General features: G+C 26.9%; 12 protein-coding genes and 2 pseudogenes. 1 reads left to right on the top strand and 13 read right to left on the bottom strand.

Features of this window, described 5'->3' with window-relative positions:
• Positions 1 to 540: 540 nt before the first annotated feature.
• The 7 genes and pseudogenes from MBCUR_RS11065 to MBCUR_RS06685 all read right to left on the bottom strand — a co-directional run.
• Positions 541 to 642 (bottom strand): annotated as a pseudogene (locus MBCUR_RS11065) (hypothetical protein); the annotation flags it as partial.
• Between the two features lie 47 nt (positions 643 to 689).
• Positions 690 to 989, bottom strand: coding sequence for a nucleotidyltransferase domain-containing protein (locus MBCUR_RS06660; RefSeq protein WP_084269590.1), 300 nt, complete (start codon positions 987 to 989; stop codon positions 690 to 692).
• A 520-nt stretch (positions 990 to 1509) separates the two neighbouring features.
• Positions 1510 to 3489, bottom strand: coding sequence for a CoB--CoM heterodisulfide reductase iron-sulfur subunit A family protein (locus MBCUR_RS06665; RefSeq protein ID WP_067091841.1), 1980 nt, complete (start codon positions 3487 to 3489; stop codon positions 1510 to 1512).
• Between the two features lie 910 nt (positions 3490 to 4399).
• Positions 4400 to 5314 carry an AEC family transporter gene (locus MBCUR_RS06670; protein WP_067091844.1) on the bottom strand — a complete coding sequence of 305 codons (915 nt, stop codon included), beginning with the start codon at positions 5312 to 5314 and terminating at the stop codon, positions 4400 to 4402.
• A 183-nt stretch (positions 5315 to 5497) separates the two neighbouring features.
• Positions 5498 to 6433 (bottom strand): DNA repair and recombination protein RadA, encoded by a 936-nt coding sequence (gene radA, locus MBCUR_RS06675; RefSeq protein ID WP_067091846.1) that lies wholly within the window; start codon positions 6431 to 6433, stop codon positions 5498 to 5500.
• A gap of 190 nt (positions 6434 to 6623) precedes the next feature.
• Entirely contained in the window at positions 6624 to 9002 is a 2379-nt protein-coding gene (locus MBCUR_RS06680; protein ID WP_067091848.1) for an OB-fold nucleic acid binding domain-containing protein, read from the bottom strand.
• An 865-nt stretch (positions 9003 to 9867) separates the two neighbouring features.
• A complete protein-coding gene (locus MBCUR_RS06685; protein WP_067091850.1) occupies positions 9868 to 11277 on the bottom strand; it encodes an undecaprenyl-phosphate glucose phosphotransferase in 1410 nt (469 codons plus the stop codon).
• Positions 11278 to 11619: 342 nt separating this feature from the next.
• On the opposite strand from MBCUR_RS06685, the gene MBCUR_RS06690 reads away from it, so the two are divergent.
• Positions 11620 to 12714: a UPF0104 family protein gene (locus tag MBCUR_RS06690; protein WP_067091852.1), complete on the top strand. Its 1095-nt coding sequence runs from the start codon at positions 11620 to 11622 to the stop codon at positions 12712 to 12714.
• Between the two features lie 93 nt (positions 12715 to 12807).
• Here MBCUR_RS06690 and MBCUR_RS06695 read toward each other — a convergent pair whose 3' ends face one another.
• The 6 genes and pseudogenes from MBCUR_RS06695 to MBCUR_RS06720 all read right to left on the bottom strand — a co-directional run.
• Positions 12808 to 13089, bottom strand: coding sequence for a hypothetical protein (locus MBCUR_RS06695; RefSeq protein WP_067091854.1), 282 nt, complete (start codon positions 13087 to 13089; stop codon positions 12808 to 12810).
• 15 nt (positions 13090 to 13104) lie between these two features.
• Complete coding sequence (locus tag MBCUR_RS06700) at positions 13105 to 14214, bottom strand: right-handed parallel beta-helix repeat-containing protein (protein ID WP_067091856.1); 1110 nt, start codon at positions 14212 to 14214, stop codon at positions 13105 to 13107.
• Between the two features lie 245 nt (positions 14215 to 14459).
• Entirely contained in the window at positions 14460 to 15455 is a 996-nt protein-coding gene (locus tag MBCUR_RS06705) for a right-handed parallel beta-helix repeat-containing protein (RefSeq protein WP_067091858.1), read from the bottom strand.
• Between the two features lie 291 nt (positions 15456 to 15746).
• Positions 15747 to 16739, bottom strand: a complete 993-nt coding sequence (locus MBCUR_RS06710; protein WP_067091860.1) for a right-handed parallel beta-helix repeat-containing protein — start codon at positions 16737 to 16739, stop codon at positions 15747 to 15749.
• Between the two features lie 176 nt (positions 16740 to 16915).
• Positions 16916 to 17389 (bottom strand): transglutaminase-like domain-containing protein, encoded by a 474-nt coding sequence (locus tag MBCUR_RS06715; RefSeq protein WP_157077698.1) that lies wholly within the window; start codon positions 17387 to 17389, stop codon positions 16916 to 16918.
• Between the two features lie 73 nt (positions 17390 to 17462).
• Positions 17463 to 18901, bottom strand: a pseudogene (locus MBCUR_RS06720) (hypothetical protein); the annotation flags it as partial.

The raw sequence follows: 18901 nt of genomic DNA on the forward strand, positions 1-18901 counted from the left end.
ATTAATCAAATTTCTATTTTACTTAAATATAAATTTCTTTAATTTTATATATATTTTTTACTTTATTTATATTTAAAATTTTTAAATTTAAAAATTTTTTAAGAAAAAGGCATTAAGTTAAATAAAAGAGCATAAAAATATAAAATCATTGATAAAAATGCCAATAGTTATTAAAATTAATAATTATCATACTTCTAAAACATTTTAGAATTATTGAAAAAAGAAGCATAAAATATTAAATAGATGTTAAAGATAATTGAGAGATAAATATTAAAATTAAAAAAATGTTCTATTCAAATTGAGTAATTGTTTTTCTTAAATAAAATTAAATAAACATTTCAGATTCTTTTAAAAAAGTTTCAGCTTTTTCAAGGCTGTCTTCTGCCATTTCATTATTTATTTCTTGAAATATATTGTAATTTGACCTTTCTCTTCTTTTATAATAATATTGAAAAAAATGAAGCTATTTTCTCATTAAACTCATCATGAACAACAAAAACAAGACCAAATTTATGAATTGTTCCTGCATGTTTTTTTATTTTATATTTTCTTTTTTTCTAAAAGTGCAGAAGCAATGTAAAAAACAGCATAATAAGAACGATTGATTGAAGTGCAATATATATCATTTTCAAAATTAAATTTAGCATCATATAGCCATTAGTGCCATATCATGTAATGAAATAGATTCTTCATTTAACAATTAAAACACCATCATTGTTTACATTAGAATAAAATGAGTAGTCTTTATATTTTTCAAAGTGTTCTTTAGAAAAAATCATTGGGGAAATAAATTCTCCTGTTTTCATTAAAATATTAAATACTTTTTTATGGATTTCTGTATCAATTTTAAATTCATCTCCTACGTTAGATGTGATGATAACAATATCAATATCTGAATCCTCATTATCTTCTCCACGAGCCACAGAACCATAAAGAATAATTTTTTCAATCTCTTCAAAATCTAAAGAATTAGCAAATTCAATAGCTATTGTTTTCTATCAATTGCTTCTTTTTTTTCAAGTAATTTTGTTTTAGATTCCATACTCTCACCAATAAAATTATGAAATATTTAATTATATTTATAGTTAACATCATATAATAATTTTTTGGTTTTGAAATAAGTGTCAAAATCAGTGCTATTTTTTGTTTAAAACAACATGTTAATTTTTAGTTTTTAGCGAAATATTTTAAGTGTGCAAATACTTAGTATGCAGGTTATAGTAAAATATGATACTATTTTTCTTGGGGGCAATATTTTGACAAAACCAAAATACTCAAATAAAAGAAAGTTTGAATAAATAAAAATAAACAAGAAAAAATGAGTTAAAAAAAAGTTAAAGACATTAAGAATACATTAAAATAATTTTAAAGTAAGAGAAAAAAAGTAGTTTATATAAAAAAATCTAAAAAATTAAAATTAAAAAAAAAAAAAAATAGAAAAAATAGAAAAAGGGAAATAAATTCCCTATGTTTTAAAAAAGAAAAAAATAAAGGAGGAAGTCTCCAAGATTATTTTCCTAAGTTTTCAAGAGCAGCTTCGATTTGTGCGAATATTTGTTCTGTCTTAAAGTGATTTTGGTTCATAGCACCAGATGGACATGCTCCTACACAAGTACCGCATCCTTTACATAATGCGACATTGACAACAGCTTGTTCATCTTCAATACTGACTGCACCATAAGGACATAACTCTACACAAACTTCACATGCACCACAAACATCTTTATCAGTTGTTGCAACAATAGGTTCAATTTCCACTTCACCTTTAACCATAGGAATAGCCGCACGAGAAGCAGCACCAGAGCCTTGTGCAACTGCATCAGGAATATCTTTAGGTCCTTGTGAAACACCAGCAAGGTATACACCATCAGTTAAAGTGTCAACAGGTCTAAGTTTAGGGTGAGCTTCCATTAAGAAACCGTCTCCAGATTTAGATAAACCAATTGTTTGTCTTAATTCATCTGCACCTTCAGGAGGGACAAGTCCAACACTTAAAACAACTAAATCATAATCATATTCAGTTACTTTATTTAATAAAGTGTCTTCAGCTCTAACAGTTAAAGTTAAATCGTTGTTTTCAATGATTTCAGCTGGTCTTCCTCTTAAGAACTTAATACCATATTTTTCTTGGGAGTTTTTATAGAACTCTTCAAATCCTTTACCAAAAGCACGAATATCCATGTAGTAAAGTGTAACTTCAGTATCAGGTTCATGGTCAATGATTAACTGAGCATTCTTCATTGAATACATACAGCAAACTCTTGAACAGTATGGTTTACCAATTTGTTCATCTCTTGAGCCAACACAGTGAATAAATGCAACACGTTTAGGAGTTGAGTGGTCTGATGGAACAATAACATGTCCTTCAGTAGGACCAGATGCATTAATCATCCTTTCAATTTCCATAGCTGTAATAACATTACTGTGTCTACCATAACCATATTCTAACTTTTCAGTTGGGTCGTATGGGTCATATCCAGTAGCAACAATAATGGTACCTACTTCAAGGTCTACATATTCACTTTCTTGGTCGTGTTGAACAGCTCCACGTTCACAGATTTGATCGCAAAGTTTACATTCAATACAATACTCTTTATCAATTGTAGCACATAAAGGAACAGCTTGTGGGAATGGAATATAAGCAGCTTTAAGCATACCAATACCTTCATCAAAGTAATTTGGTACTTCAATAGGACAAACTTCTACACAAGATCCACAGCCAACACAACTTTCTTCATCAACATATCTTGGTTTTTTCTCAACTTTTACAGTAAAGTTACCAATGTACCCATGTACTTCTTTTACTTGAGAATAGGTCATAAGCTCGATATTTTCGTGCTTACCAACATCCACCATTTTAGGGGCAAGAATACACATTGAACAATCAAGTGTAGGGAAAGTTTTATCCAACTGAGCCATTCTTCCACCGATTGTTGGGTTTCTTTCAATTAAATAGGTTTTGAATCCCATATCAGCTAAATCAAGTGCAGATTGAATACCAGCTACTCCACCACCAATAACCATAGCTTTATTCTCCACAGATACTGTAGATGCATCTAAAGGTTCGAGTAATCTTGCTTTAGCAATAGCCATTCTAGTTAAATCTTTAGCTTTGTTAGTAGCATTTTCTGGTTCTTGCATGTGTACCCAAGAATCTTGTTCTCTTAAGTTAGCAAACTCAAATAAAAATTGGTTTAATCCAGCTTCTCTTACACATCTTCTAAATGTAGCTTCGTGAAGTCTTGGAGAGCAAGCAGCTACAACTATTCTATTTAATCCGTATTCTTTTATATCGTCTTGTATTACCTGTTGTCCAGGATCTGAACAGTAATACTTATAATCCTTTGCTATAACCACATTAGGAAGAGTTTTCGCATATTCAGCGACAGCAGGGACATCTACGACCCCACCAATGTTAATACCACAATGGCAAACATAAACACCGATTTTTGGTTCTTCATTTGCAACATTTCTTTCATTTTCTGCCATTTTATCACCTTGTACAAGTAGTGAAATCTAAAATTTTTATAAAAATTAGACAATACTACTTTTTGAAATTTCTATAAATAAATGTTTCTATTATCTTATTGGAGTAAAATATATATATGATAAGATTAAAAATTCATTAAAACTAAAATATTCGTTAAACAAAAGATATAATTTAAAATAAAGATTAAATAAAACTATATATATATAAAAATAAAAAAAAAATAAGTTATAATCCTTAAAAATCATTATATATTACTATTTATTTTTCCAAAGAAATATTAAAAATTATTTAAATGATTGTAAAAAATATAAAGATAATTATAAAAAAACACTTAAAAAAAAGAACTAAAAAAAGTTAAAAATATAAAAATAATTAAAAAATATAAAAATAATCGGAAATGTAAATTCAAAATCAATAAATCCCCAGTTTTATTAAATGTGCCAAACTATTTATTCCTACTCAAATCAATGTATTATAACATACTTTCATCTAAAAGTTTATCCTCTTTATAAACAATATAATTGTCTTTAATATACTTATAAACATTTAATACTGATTTTCCACCATAATACTCCAATTAAACTAACAAACTCTAAGAGTATAAGTTTTGTACATAATTTTTTTTGTTTTTTAATTTTTTGAATCATTTCAACTGTTTTTTATGCCATTGATCTACATCTTATAAAATAGCTATTAGAAATGTCGCATCGGCAAATATCATTTAAACATTTCTTTGTTAATTTTTTCCCTTTGTTGTGTATTTTTTTAAGTTTTTACACTACCACCTTTAAAATATTCCAGATAAAGATCCTGTTATGTCTTCATAAGTTAATTTTTTCTTATATTAATTTATTTCATTAGTAAGAAATCTCACCCATAGGAAATAATTATAATAATCTAAAAAAAAACTTAAATTAAGTGGAAAACATTAATTACCAATGGAATGGTTATAAGACAAAATAAGCTCGATAAAAATAGGCAATCAGTAGTTAATCTATACTCTAATTTATATTTAATGGCTAAAATCAAATTTAGCATTCCTGCAGGCATTGATGCTTCTACAATGGCTACAGTATAGTCTAATCCATTTAAACCAATTAAAGAGATAACAACACAGCAAATGGCTGGTGTTACAAACAATTTGAAAAGAGATATTGGAACAGAAATCTTAATATTTTCCTTAAGTTCATTAAAATCAAGAGATAGACCTAAAACCAACATTATTAAAGGAATAGTAGCTAATCCAAAGTATACTATTACATTATTTGCAATTTCTCCAATTGGAAGATTAAAAACATTCAAGCAAATTCCTAAAATAACTGCCCATAAAACAGGAAAACTTAAGACTTTTTTTATAACCTCTTTGAATTTCCCTTCAAAGATAAACATTAAAATTACACTTAACGAGAGAAAGGAAATAAGTGAAGCCATATCATAAAAAATAGCATTAATTAAAGCTGTTTGTCCGTAAATACCTAAAATTACAGGAAATCCCAAAAATGCGGTGTTACCTAATATAACAGTGATTAAAACACTCCATTTTTTAACTTTTGGAAATTTAATAATGGTTAAAATTACAAACAATATTAGTCCTGTTAATCCTCCACAGATTAAACCTATTATAGGCATAATAGCTAATTTAGGAAAAACATTCATATCTGCATGATAAAGAGAGTTGAAAATCATGCAAGGCATTAATAAATAAATAACAAGATTATTTAAAGAGTAAGCATCCTTAAAACTTAAAACTTTAATTTTTTTTAAAATATATCCCGCTAAAATCATGATTAAAATGGATATAATAGTAGTTTCAACAGCACTCATAATTCTAATTTATTTTATATTTCTCATTATACTTAAATTTGAAGATATAAAAGTTCTTAAAAAAAATAATAAAAAAAATAAAGATAAAAATAAAAAAAAGAAATAAAGAATAAGGAAAAATAAATGTAAAAAGATAAACTAAAAAAAGTAAAATGTGAAAAAAATTAAAAAAAATTCACATATCTAATCAACAATTCCATCAGCAGTGATTTTAAATACACATTCACCTTCAGGTAAATGAGGGCTGTCAACTAAACGAGCTATTCTCTTACCTGCAAGTCCTTTTTTAAGCCAAATTCTGTATGTAGAAGCATGTCCAAGAACATGTCCACCAATAGCTTTTGTAGGACTTCCAAAAAAGGCATCTGGTCTAGCTTGAACTTGATTAGTTAAAAATATTGCAACATTGTAAGTTGTAGCAATATTTTGCAATGTGTGAAGATGTTGATTGAGTTTTTGCTGCCTTGTAGCTAAAGACTCCCTTCCAATGTACTCTGCTCTAAAATGAGCCATTAAAGAATCAACAATAACAAGCTTTATGTTAGATCCCGATTGAATCAACTCATTAACCTTTTCAGCCATTAAAATTTGATGTGCTGAGTTAAAAGCCCTTGCAATATGAATTTTTTGTAAAACTTCTTGATGATCTAATCCAAAAGCAGAAGCTATTTGTTCAATTCTTTCAGGTCTAAAAGTGTTTTCAGTATCTATAAATACACATTCAGCATCTAATCCGCCTTGTTCTTCTGGAAGTTGAACAGTAACAGCTAATTCATGAGATACTTGACTTTTACCACTTCCAAACTCACCAAATACTTCTGTAATAGATTGAGTTTCAATTCCACCTCCAATTAGTTCATTAAATGGTTCGCTTCCAACAGTTATATAACCTACTTCTTTTCTTCTTTCAAGTACATCAAATGCAGTTTCAAAATCAATTTTTTCAGCTTTACGAGCAGCTTCAATAACTTTTTCTGCAACTCCTTCTCCAATTTCTGCTTTAACAGCTAATTCTTTTGCAGTTGCAGTTGCTAATCTCATCATATCTGCAAAACCTGCATCTCTCAATTTTTGAGCAGTTTTTTCGCCAACACTAGGCAATTCTTCTAATTCAACCATAAATATCAATCCTCATCCATAAAAATATATAATAATTAGCTTTTTAAAATTAATAAAAGCATTATTATAAAATAAAATGCTTTATTTTTCAATTAAATTTTAATCAAACTTTTTCAAAAAGTTTGTTTTAAATAAATTTTGATCAAGCTTTTTCTAAAAGCTTGTTTTCAAAAAGTTTGTTTCAAAGCTATTAAAGCTCTTTAGAAATTAATTTCTTAGGTTTTAATCTGATTTCTTCATTAAAATCATCAAAGTCAACATCGGCAATAATAGTAATGGTATAATTCTCTAATTCCTCAAGTTTACCTTCTAATGCTCCTTCATCGCCAGTATCTTCAATTGTTGAAACAATTTCATCTGTAGTGGTTCCTAATAGCTCTTCAGCTAATTTACCAAAGAAAGTAGCTGAAATATCTTCTTCAGATTCATCTTCAATTCTTGTATGAATCATTAAAAGATTCTTAGGTTTATCAAAGCTTTCACCACAGTAATTACATTCATAAACATCATCAACAATCTCAATAGAATTATTACAGCTTGGGCATTGAGTAAGAAGATATTTGTTAGTATTTACTTCTACTATTTTACCAGTGATTTTAACATCTCTATCATCATCTTCAAGATCATCAACTGTCTTAATTTTGTAAATGCTTTCTTCTAGCTCTTCATAAGAAGGTAAATCTACAGTGTCCTCTTCGCTTGCACGTTCAATATTTGAATTTGCACCAATACTTAATTCAAAACCATCATTTCGATAATTAACTCTTGGATTTTGGATTTTAACTGAATCTCCAGCTTCAAAATAAATTTCTGCTTGATTATCCCATAATGAAGTTCTTATACTGCCAGTTTCGTCAGCTAAAGTGATTGATCTAACTATACCTGGACTTCCATCTTGTCTTTGAAATTCACTTGGCTCTTGAATGTCCAAAATTCTTCCAACAACCCTAATTCTACTATCATCTTCTTCAAGTTCCTCAATTTTCTTGGTTGTATAAATATTATCTTCAATTTCACTTAAAGGAGGTAAATCTACAACTTCATTATCTTTTAAATGAATAATCCTTGTGGTTCTTCCTGCATTAAGCTCTACAGCATAAAGACCAACCCTTGTTCTAGCATTTTCAAGATGAACAGCTGTACCAATGATAAAAGTTTCTTGAGCTTTATTATCCCAAAAAGAAACTCTAACAATTCCAGTTTCATCAGCTAATTCTCCAGACCTAACTATACCTGGAGTACTATCTTCTCTTTCAAATTCACGAATCTCTGAAATAGAAACAAGCCTCCCTATAACATCTAATTCTTCACCATCATCTTCATACTCTTGAACATTGGCTATTTTAATTGGTTTCAATTTTTCTTTGTATTCCTCAAAAACATCCATTAAATTGCTGTTATCATCTGGATTAAGGATTAATCTTGTATTCCAATTTGTATTAGCTTTATATCCACTTTCTGAATAATCATCATGCTCAATATTTGTGGATATAATTTTAAGAATATCTCCCTTGTTAATTTCTAATTTAGTATCTTCATTCCATAGAGTTACCCTTATACTACCAGTATCATCAGTAATTTCAATTGACCTTACATATCCTAAAGAACCATCAGTCCTATTAAATTCAATTGTGTCAAGGACTTTAGTGACTATTCCCAATAAGTTAATGTCTTTAGATTCAGTAACTTGTGAAATCTTTGAAATTTCTTCTTCAAACTCAGGTACATCAAAATCTCCTTTAACTATTCTACCACTAAATTGACTAAGAGAAATTTCGTCATTTCTTTCTCTAACATTAGCTGAAAGAAGTTTAACAGAATCTCCTTCACTCAATTCCAATTTTTCAATTAAATTAACATCATTATTCCAAAGAGTGTAAGTTATTTTTCCACTTGCATCTTGAACATCAAAAGATGCAACTTTTCCTTGTTTTCCATTACTATCAAAAGTACGTATAGGAGAAATTCTAATAATTCTACCTACAACATTTGCAGTTGTATCTGGAACTAAATCAGAAATAGATGTAATATTTTCTTGATATTCTGGTAAATTAGCATAATCATCACTGTTTAAGACATTTAAAGTAGAAGTAGGAATTAATCCAACACCTAAATCTCCACGGAACTTTTTTACACTTAAACGGGTAATTTCTACAATATCGCCTTCACTAAATTTCTTTAAAAGCTTAATGTTCTCAGTCCAAAATGTTGCAACAACCTCACCACTTTCATCAGCAAGTTTAACCTTAGCGAATCTAATGTTTTTACCTGCCCTTGTAACAGTGTCTGTAGGATCAGATACAGAAAAAACTCTTCCAATGAGAGTCACATCATCTTCCCCATCATACAAGTCTTTAATTTTTTTTATTTGATCTCCTTCTTTGGCGATAGGTTTAATTTCTTCTTCTTCATCATTAAAAAGACCAACAACCATTTTAGCTAAATCTAAATCATCCATTAAATCGTTGCCAGCATACTCTTCTTTTAATTCATTGAATTTTTTTTCAAATTCTTCTTCAGTCAATTTATCTTCGACTTTTTTATATTTCTCTAATATCTTACTATCCATAGAATAACCTCAAGTTGATATATTTAATTTTAATTCAATCCATATATAAAAGATTTGTAAGAGCATTTGAAAAGTAATATACACTGAAAAAATTCTTTGTATTTATGCTCTTTATTTTAAAATATACTGTTAGTATATACTGTATTTTTAATTTATTAATATTTTTAGTATATTAAAAAATAAAAATTTGTATTCCAGGTTTATTATGAAAAATAAAGTGTTTTAAATAAAGTTAAAAATGATTTATTGTTTATATGGAAATTTCAAATAAAAACATGGCATATTCAACATATAATTATAAAATTAGTTATTATTAGCTATTAAAAATTGAAATAAATGTCTAAAATACATTTAATAGCAAAACTATCTTAAATTAATTGAAAAATAAAAAAATTATTAGACATGTTAATAATATGTTTTCCATAATACTTAATAATACCCATAAAATAAAAAAAACAACAAAGTTAACAAATAATCATTTAATAATATAGTTTAAACCTGAAATTCAAACTTTATTAAAAATAAAGTAATTAGCATATATAAATGTTTTTGCACAACATATCTCTCTTAAACAAAAATTAATATATTAAAAAAAATTTAAATAATAAATAAATTTTATTAAAGAAAAATAATTAAAATTAAACTATAAAATTAAACTATAAAATAAAATTAAATTATAAAATATAAAAAATGTATAAAAGTTAAATAGTAATATAAAATTATAAGTAATAGCTAAAATTTAAAAAATATATAAATTAAATATATAAACTAAAGTTATAAACTAAATTTGATGTATAAAAGTTTCAAACTACAAAATTATAAAAATAAGCTTATGAAAATAAAGTTATAAAAATAAACTTATAAATCAATAAGCATTTTCATTTCCTTTTGTTATAGTTTTAACCATTATTAAAATATCAAAAGAGATATTCCAATGTTCTACATATTCAATATCATATTTAATTCGTTTTTTAATAGATGTGTTACCTCTAAAACCATGAATCTGAGCCCATCCAGTTAATCCTGGTCTTACTTGGTGTTTAACCATATATTTTGGCACTTCGTTTTTAAATTTTTTAACAAAGAATGGTCTTTCAGGTCTGGGACCAACAACACTCATTTGTCCTTTTAAAACATTGAAAAATTGCGGTAATTCATCAATGCTTGTTTTCCTAATAAATTCACCAATTTTAGTCTTTCTTGGATCATTTTCAGTGGTCCATGTTGAATCAGAAGCTAATTCATCTTGAACTCGCATACTTCTAAATTTATACATTAAAAATGGCTTAGATTTAAACCCAATTCTTTCTTGTTTAAATATTATAGGTCCTGGAGAGGTTAATCTTATTAAAATAGCTGTTATAATCATTATTGGTGAAGTTATAACAATAGCTATAAGAGAAATTATAATATCAGAAGATTTTTTAACAAATCCATTAAATGGATTGTCTAATGGAACATAGCGAACATTTATAATTGGCATATCCTCTATCATGTCAATATATGGTTTAGCTGGTAGATATTTATAGTAATCAGGAATTATTTCAGCTGTTACACCATTATCTTCACATATATCAACTAAAGTATCCAAATAATGATAGTAATTCAAAGGAATAGCTATTATAACTCTATCATAAGCATGTTTAGATAAAAAATCATTTAGATTATCAATTGACCCAAGAACTTTTAATCCATTACAGTCATTAACAGTTTTCCCTATGTCTTCTTTTTTTCCTAAAAACCCAGAAATATGATAACCTAAAAAAGGTTTTGTAAAAATTATATTAGCAAATTTACATGCTAAATCTCCAGTTCCAATTATTAAAACATGTTTTAAATTCTTGTCATTAGTCCTAATGTATTTTAAAATTGATCTAGATATGGATCGTTCTAATATCCCAAAAATTGTACTAAAAACTCCAAATAGGAATAACATCCATCTAGAATATTCAGGTCTATCTATAATAAATAAAATAGAAATTAATACAAGAAAAACAATGAAATTAGCTTTAATTATTTGACTTGCCTCAGAAATAAGGGAAGAATGGTCCCTAAATGCCCTATACAATCCTAAAAAATAATAAGTAACAATATAAAAGGGAATAATAAAGATCATTAATAGCAGATATTCATTTAAAGCTAAATATTTACCCAAAGGTCCAAATAAAGTTGTTTGAAAGCGAACAAACCAAGATGCAAATAAAGCAAGTAGTAAAATCAATCCATCTATAATAATTAAAATAGCATTGAAAAATCTTTGATTCTGCTTTATCATTAATACACCATTAAACTCTTTAAAATTTATTTTAAAACAAATCTTATATTTCATAAGCTTAATATTTTAAAATTATATAAAATTATATAAATTTATATTATAAAATAATTATATTAATCATAATATATAAAATTAAATATAATTAATAAAAAAAATTGAAAAATTTATTAAATTAAATGAAAAAATTTAATAAAATACTAATAAAATGCTAATAAAATATTAAAAAAAAATAAAAAAAATTAATAAAATATTTAATAAATATTAATAAAACCTTAGTAAAAATATTAAATAAATTATAAGATAGATAATTATAAGATAGATATTATAATAACTTGTGATTAAATGAAATATAAAAATCTGATTTTTTTAGGAATTGGAATATTAATATTGGCAGTAATGATATATTTCATTGGATTTGAAGAAATCCTAAATGCCTTAAAATTAGCCGATCCTCTTTATATCATCTTAGCTATTCTTGTACAAATTATTACCTACTATTTATTTGCACTTAGATGGAAAATAATAAATAAAATTGCCCATATTAACATTTCTATAAGGAATTTAATTCCAATGGTACTAATTGGAATGGCAATAAACAACATAACACCAAGTGGAAGAGGTGGAGGAGAACCTATAAAAGCATATCTTTTATCAAAAGAAACAGAAAAATCTTTTGAATCGACATTTGCAACAGTAATTGCTGATAGAGCTTTAGACAGCATACCATTCTTAGTTTTAGCCATAATGACAATAATTTTAATGGTCATAAGTTTTAAAATATCTCAATGGATAATAGTTTTACTTATTGCTGGAGTTGTAATTGTTACAATTGCATTCATACTCCTCATTTATATGTCTCTTAATAAAAAAATAGCTGAAAAAGTAATTAAATTTATTTTAAGAATTATTAGAATATTTTACAAAAAAGATAAAGGAATATTAGAAAAAAAAATCACAGATGCCATTGAAGGTTTTCAAAAAACCATGAATTTAATGTTAAAAGACAAAGATGTTAGATACATTGCTCTTCCTCTTTCATTTGTTATTTGGATAAGTGAAATTATAAGGGTATATTTAATATTTCTTGCTTTTGGTTCTGTTGCTTCCCCTATCATAATAGCTGAAGTATTTATTGTATCAACACTAGTAGGAATGATTCCATTGCTTCCAGGAGGTTTAGGAGTTGTAGATGGTATGATGATCCTTCTTTTCTCAGCAGGAGGAATATCTCCACAAATAAGTGCAGTGGCAACTGTAATTGAAAGATTGATTTCATTTTGGATGACTACAATAATAGGATTGATTTTATTACCATATTATGGGTATTCTATTACAGAAAAACTTAGTACGAGCTCGGATTATGAAGAAACAGACCCAATAAATAATTTTTTAGATGAAGAAGAAGCCATTGATAAAATATTTGAAGAAAAAAAATAATTTAAAAATATATTTAATGAAGGAATACTAGATCTAATATAATATTAGTGTTAAGACAATTTAATATTTTTGGTATATTTAAATTCAAAAAAATTAAATTGTCAAAACACTAGTTTTAAATTGTTGTAATTTCCCAACATGAAACTTAACAACATCTCCGTTTTTAATAAATTTATTATATTTAATAGGTATTTTACCACTAATCATTTTAGAAATAGTGTCAGAATCAGTAGAATTACTAATACTGTAAATGGCTGCACTAACACTACCAATAAGTATGAAAATTGATAAAATCGCGATAAATACAAAAATACTCTTTTTTAATATGAAAAATCTCCTAAAAAAATTTAAAAAGATATTGAAAAATATCTTCAAAAATTTATATTATACTCATTCTGGATAAACAACTGGATTGTACCAGATATTCTTTTTATTTCCTTTAAAAATGTTATTTTTGAAAATAGTGCTTCTTTCTTGATATACAATTCCATTTACACAGTTAAGAAGTTTATTTTTAGTTAGGACATTCTTATTACCGTTGATATCAATGCCATTTTGAGCTTGGGAAATAATATTTTTGTATATGGTATTATGTGATCCATAAATGCCAATGCTAGTTATATCGTTTTTATAGATTTTGTTTTTATAAACTTTGTTTAGTTTGCCTTGGATGGTCATGTCTGCTTTGTAAAGTTTGTTGCTTATTATTAAATTCTTATTTCCATTAGTGATAATGTAAGAGTTTATTAGTGTATTTTTATTAAGATTGGTTCCATATCCTCCAGTTTCTATGTTTCCTTTAGTTATTTTGTTTTTATAAATTTTGTTTAATTTGCCTTGGGTGGTGATATATGCTTTGTAAAGTTTGTTGCTTATTATTAAGTTTTTATTTCCTTTAGTGGTGGTGTAAGAGTTTGTTAATGTGTTTTTATAAATAATGGTTCCATGTCCTCCAGTTTTTATGTTGCTTTTTTTTATTTTGTTTGAGTATATTGTGTTGTTTTTTCCCTGTGTGTCAATGTCTGAAAGAGTAAAGTTGTTTTTGTATATTTTGTTTTTGTTTCCAGATATTTTAATTCCGTTTTTGTAAAAAGTTATTTTGTTAAAATAGCTATTGTTTGTCTTTGCTTTGATTGCAATATCATAATTTTTTATGTTTAATCCGTAAATTTTTACTTTTTTGGCTTTGATGTTGATGAAAATACCGTTGCCTTTGCCTATGAATTTAACTTTGTTTATTTCTTTTTTGTTGGTGGTTAGTTTGATTCTTTTTTTGATTGTTAATTTTAAGTTTTGGTAGTTTCCTTCTTTGAATTTGATTATGTCTCCATTTTTAATGAATTTGCCGTTTTTTATTGGTAAATCTCCGCTAATCATTTTAGAAATGGTGTCAGGATCAGTAGAATTGTTAATACTGTAAGTAGTGGCACTCACACAACTAGCACATAGCAATACTATAAATATTGCAACAGCAAATAAACATATTTTTTTAGTTAACATTTGAAATCACTCCTTTTTTATATAAATATTAAATTAACTTTCATTAGAACCCATAATTAAGATGATTTTCTAAATCTTTATTTGCAACATATTTTAATATTATTTTTTTGCAGATTTTATATAAATATATTGCTTCATTGCACTGTAATAAAATATTTATATCAGTTAAATGGACATGAGTCAAAAAAGTAAAGAATATCTCTTTGTTATAGGAGATATTCTTAATTCATGAAGTAATTTTTTTGTTAATAATATAGTTCGTATTTGCCTTTGTCTTCTATTTTTGTATTTTTTTTATTGTCTTTAAATTTGTTTTTAAAAAGTTTATTTCCTTCAAAATATTTAATTCCAATTTCGTTTCTATAAAGTTTGTTGTAAGATGCTGTATTTTTTTCTCCCCATATGTTTAAACCACGTGCAGAATTTTTAATAGTATTGTATTTAACAGTGGAATATTTGCCTTCTGTGATATAAATACCATCATATGCATTTATGTAATAAATTTTGTTATAGGATATTGAGTTTCTATCTCCTCCAGCATCAATGCCATTCATGCATTTGTATGCTGTATTTTTGCTAATTTTATTGTTATTTCCGTAGAGGGAAATTGCATAGGATTCTGGGGCTTTGATCTTATTGTGACTTATCAAATTATTATTTCCATTAATAAGGATTAATGGAGAAAGAAATCCACCTTTGTTTATTCTGTTGGAGGATATGATGTTGTTTTTTCCGCATACATAGATGCTTATTTCATTTTCAGAGAATTTGTTGTGGGTTATTTTGAGTTTGGATCCTTTGATAGAAATTCCTTTGAAGGAGTTTTTGTAAAAAGTCATTTTGGTTATTTTGGCTGAATTGATTATGCCAGAGATTCCATATTTATAGTTTCTTATTATGATATTGTTGATGTTGACTTTTTTGTTTTTATTGGTTAAGTTTATGGCAGTTCCTGTATTGTTGCCAATGAAGGTAACTTTAGCTTTTTTATTGGTTTTGGTTATTGTAATGCTTTTTTTAACAATAAGCTGTAAATTTTTGTAGTTTCCTGGTTTGAATTTAATAACATCACCGTTTTTAATGAAGTTGTTGTTTTTTATTGGTATTTTACCGCTAATCATTTTGTTAATGGTAGTTACATCGGTAGAGTTACTAATTGTGTAAGTTACAGCACTAGCAGAAGCAACAAACATTCCTAAGAAAATTATAGTTAAAAGTATGAGAACTATTTTTTTAAGCATAAAAAACACCTTTTATATTATTTATTATTTTTAATATTTTCAAATTATTAATTACGATCTAATGGTGATAATAAACATTACAAAACCAAATGAAGATGTTTATAACAACTTGAATCTATATTCTTAAATCATCACATTTTTAATATTATCTTTTGCATGTTTTATATAGATATATTGCTTTATTGCAGTGTGTATAATATTTGTATCAGTATTAAATGGGTATTATTAAAAAAAGTAAAGAATGTCTCTTTATTGTGTGAGACATTCTTAATTCATGAAGTAATTTTTTTGTTAATAATATAGTTCGAATTTGCCTTTGTCTTCTAGTTTTGTATTTTTTTTATTGTCTTTAAATTTATTTTTAAAAAGTTTATTTCCTTCAAAATATTCAATTCCAATTTCGTTTCTATAAAATTTGTTGTAAGAAGCTGTATTTTTTTCTCCCCATATGGTCAAGCCACATATAGAATCCTTAATAGTGTTATATTTAACAGTAGAATATTTGCCAACTGAGATATAAATACCATCAAATTCGTTTATGGAATAGATTTTGTTGTAGGATATTGAGTTTCTATCTCCTCCAGCATCAATACCCTTCGCACATTTGTAAACTGTATTTTTGCTAATTTTATTTTTATTTCCGTTGACTGTAATTGCATAGGATTCTGGGGCTTTAATTTTGTTGTAACTTATCAAATTATTATTTCCATTAACCAGAATTAATGAAGAAAATCCACCATTATTTATTCTGTTAGAGGATATTATGTTGTCTTTTCCACGTACATAGATGCTTATTTCATTTTCAGAGAATTTGTTGTGGGTTATTTTGAGTTTAGATCCTTTGATAGAAATTCCTTTGAAAGAGTTTTTGTAAAAAGTCATTTTGGTTATTTTTGCTGAATTGATTATGCCAGAGATTCCGTATTTATAGTTTCTTATTATGATATTGTTGATGTTGACTTTTTTGTTTTTGTTGGTTAAGTTTATGGCAGTTCCTGTATTGTTGCCAATGAAGGTAACTTTAGCTTTTTTATTGGTTTTGGTTATTGTAATGCTTTTTTTAACAATAAGCTGTAAATTTTTGTAGTTTCCTGGTTTGAATTTAATAACATCACCGTTTTTAATGAAGTTGTTGTTTTTTATTGGTATTTTACCGCTAATCATTTTGTTAATGGTAGTTACATCTGTAGAGTTACTAACTGTGTAAGTTGCAGCACTAGCGGAAGCAACAAACATTCCTAAGAAAATTATAGTTAAAATTATGAGAACTATTTTTTTAAACATAAAAAAACACCTTTTATATTATTTATTATTTTAATATTTTCGAGAGTGTAAACTTTTGTGGAGCTTTTTCTAAAATTTTCAGTTTTTTCTTATAAATATTTATAACTGAAAAGTGATTTTTTCAAAAAACTCCACACTTTTTTACAGACTCATATTTTCAAATTATGAATTACGACCTAATGGTGATAATGATTCTCTTTTTTACAAGTGTGAGAATAGAATATACCATTTATATGAGAAGTTCCAGCACCACTACCACTCCATCCACTAGGTTTACCTGGATCTTTACTTGCAGTTGTATCTAATATTGTTTGTTTTGCATTGCTTTCATATGCTTTTACATATACATGCCCATAATCCGCATAACACTTACCTGCTTCTGCATGGATGAAATATGATGGAACACCAGCGGTACGCAATAAAGAAACCAATAATATGGACTGGTCAACACAATTAGCATGATCTTTGTCCCATTTATTTATTCTCCAATAAACATCTGTTGCTTTGAAATGACTATTCTTATAAAATTGATACTCAATATTACTTCTTTGCCATTTAAAAATTTTCCTCATCTTCTTTTCACCTGTAATTTCTCCACTAATATTTTTACATACAGATACAACTACTTTTCTCATATCACTACTATTCACTTGAACACGGCTATCCTTAGATGTTGTTTTATTAGATAATAATTTGCTGTATTCATTAGTTAGGTAGTATATGTCAGGTGGTAGAAGCTACATAAGCTTTTTGTGTGTATTTGCTTGTTTTTCCATTTATTTTAGTGGAAATTTTTAAAGTGGTAAAAACATAGGGTTTTAATTTATTATTGACACCTGTGTTAAGAGTTTCAGTATGCTTGCCATAGTATGTTTTTTTGTAGCTACTTGGAAATTTCTTTATTTTAATAGGAGAATATTTCTTGGTTTTTGAATTTTGGACATACCATTTTCCTGATATGCTTGGGATTTTGGTTTGTTTTACCCATTTATTATTTATTTGTTTATACCAGCCGTTTTTATTTACTTGGTAGCTAATATTGATTTGGGAGCTTCCTGCTTCTTTTGTCATTAGGTTCCAGTAGCTGTCAACTTTATGGCTTGTTATTTTAGCATTGGCTATTAAAGAGCTTGAAGCTGCTGAGTATAAGTTATTTCCATTGTATTTTACTGAGAAGTTGTATTTGTAGTTGTCTGAATTTTTTGTCAGTCCATTAAAAGTGCTTAGTGTATTTTGCTTGAGTTTGATAGTGGCTGTTCCACTGGAGTTAGTTGTGGCAGAATATTTATTATTTAGCACTACTTTTTCTTTTATTAAAGCACTGTTAGGTGTTTGTTTTTTATTATTGATGACTGTATTTCCTGAGCTTGTTTGCCAAATGGCATTTGCGACATTGTTATTTTTTGTTAGAACTACTTTGACAATAGTAGGACTAGAAGATTTCTCAGTTTCTACAGCATAATAGTATTTCACACCATAAGGTAAGGTAACTACCATAACAATATTCATTTTAATGCCACTAAAGGTAACATTGGTTAAATTCAAAGTTTTATTAGAGTATATCGCACTTCCGTACTTTCCACTGGTATTTTTAAAGTTGGAGTTGGTTATTTTGCAAATGGCATTGGAATATATTGTTCCACCGTTTGAATTGGCTTTGTTGTTGTTGAAAGTTGAATTTATGATTTGTAGGTCATTTAAACTGTATAATACTCCTCCACCACCGGTAGCACTGTTTAGGGAAAATAAAGAGGATGAAATAAATAGTTTGCTTTTAGAGTATATTGCTCCACCGTTTATAGCACGGTTGTTTGTAAAATTAGAAGTTCCAGAGATATTAGTAACTCCTCCATTAAGATATAAAGCTCCACCATTGGTCTTTGCCGTATTGTTAGAAAATACAATTGAATTAATATTTAAATTGTTATTAGTATATATACAAGCACCATTAACAGCAGAATTACCTGTGAAAACTGAGTTAGAGTTTATACTGGTAGTTCCTCCGTTTGTGAAAATGGCTCCACCATTTGAATTAGCATTATTCTTATTAAAACTAGTAGCAATAATATTTAAATCATTTAAACTGTAAATAGCTCCACCATTAGCTGATGCATTATTATTTAAAAATAAAACATTATTAACAGCTAATTTACCATTACTGT

Source organism: Methanobrevibacter curvatus, assembly GCF_001639295.1.
Lineage (GTDB): Archaea > Methanobacteriota > Methanobacteria > Methanobacteriales > Methanobacteriaceae > Methanoflexus > Methanoflexus curvatus.

Bases quoted from the DNA above. Each gene is read 5' to 3' on its own strand.
- radA (WP_067091846.1), bottom strand. From the start codon at position 6,433: ATGGTTGAATTAGAAGAATTGCCTAGTGTTGGCGAAAAAACTGCTCAA.
- MBCUR_RS06680 (WP_067091848.1), bottom strand. From the start codon at position 9,002: ATGGATAGTAAGATATTAGAGAAATATAAAAAAGTCGAAGATAAATTG.
- MBCUR_RS06710 (WP_067091860.1), bottom strand. From the start codon at position 16,739: ATGTTTAAAAAAATAGTTCTCATAATTTTAACTATAATTTTCTTAGGA.
- MBCUR_RS06665 (WP_067091841.1), bottom strand. From the start codon at position 3,489: ATGGCAGAAAATGAAAGAAATGTTGCAAATGAAGAACCAAAAATCGGT.
- MBCUR_RS06700 (WP_067091856.1), bottom strand. From the start codon at position 14,214: ATGTTAACTAAAAAAATATGTTTATTTGCTGTTGCAATATTTATAGTA.
- MBCUR_RS06690 (WP_067091852.1), top strand. From the start codon at position 11,620: ATGAAATATAAAAATCTGATTTTTTTAGGAATTGGAATATTAATATTG.
- MBCUR_RS06685 (WP_067091850.1), bottom strand. From the start codon at position 11,277: ATGATAAAGCAGAATCAAAGATTTTTCAATGCTATTTTAATTATTATA.
- MBCUR_RS06705 (WP_067091858.1), bottom strand. From the start codon at position 15,455: ATGCTTAAAAAAATAGTTCTCATACTTTTAACTATAATTTTCTTAGGA.
- MBCUR_RS06670 (WP_067091844.1), bottom strand. From the start codon at position 5,314: ATGAGTGCTGTTGAAACTACTATTATATCCATTTTAATCATGATTTTA.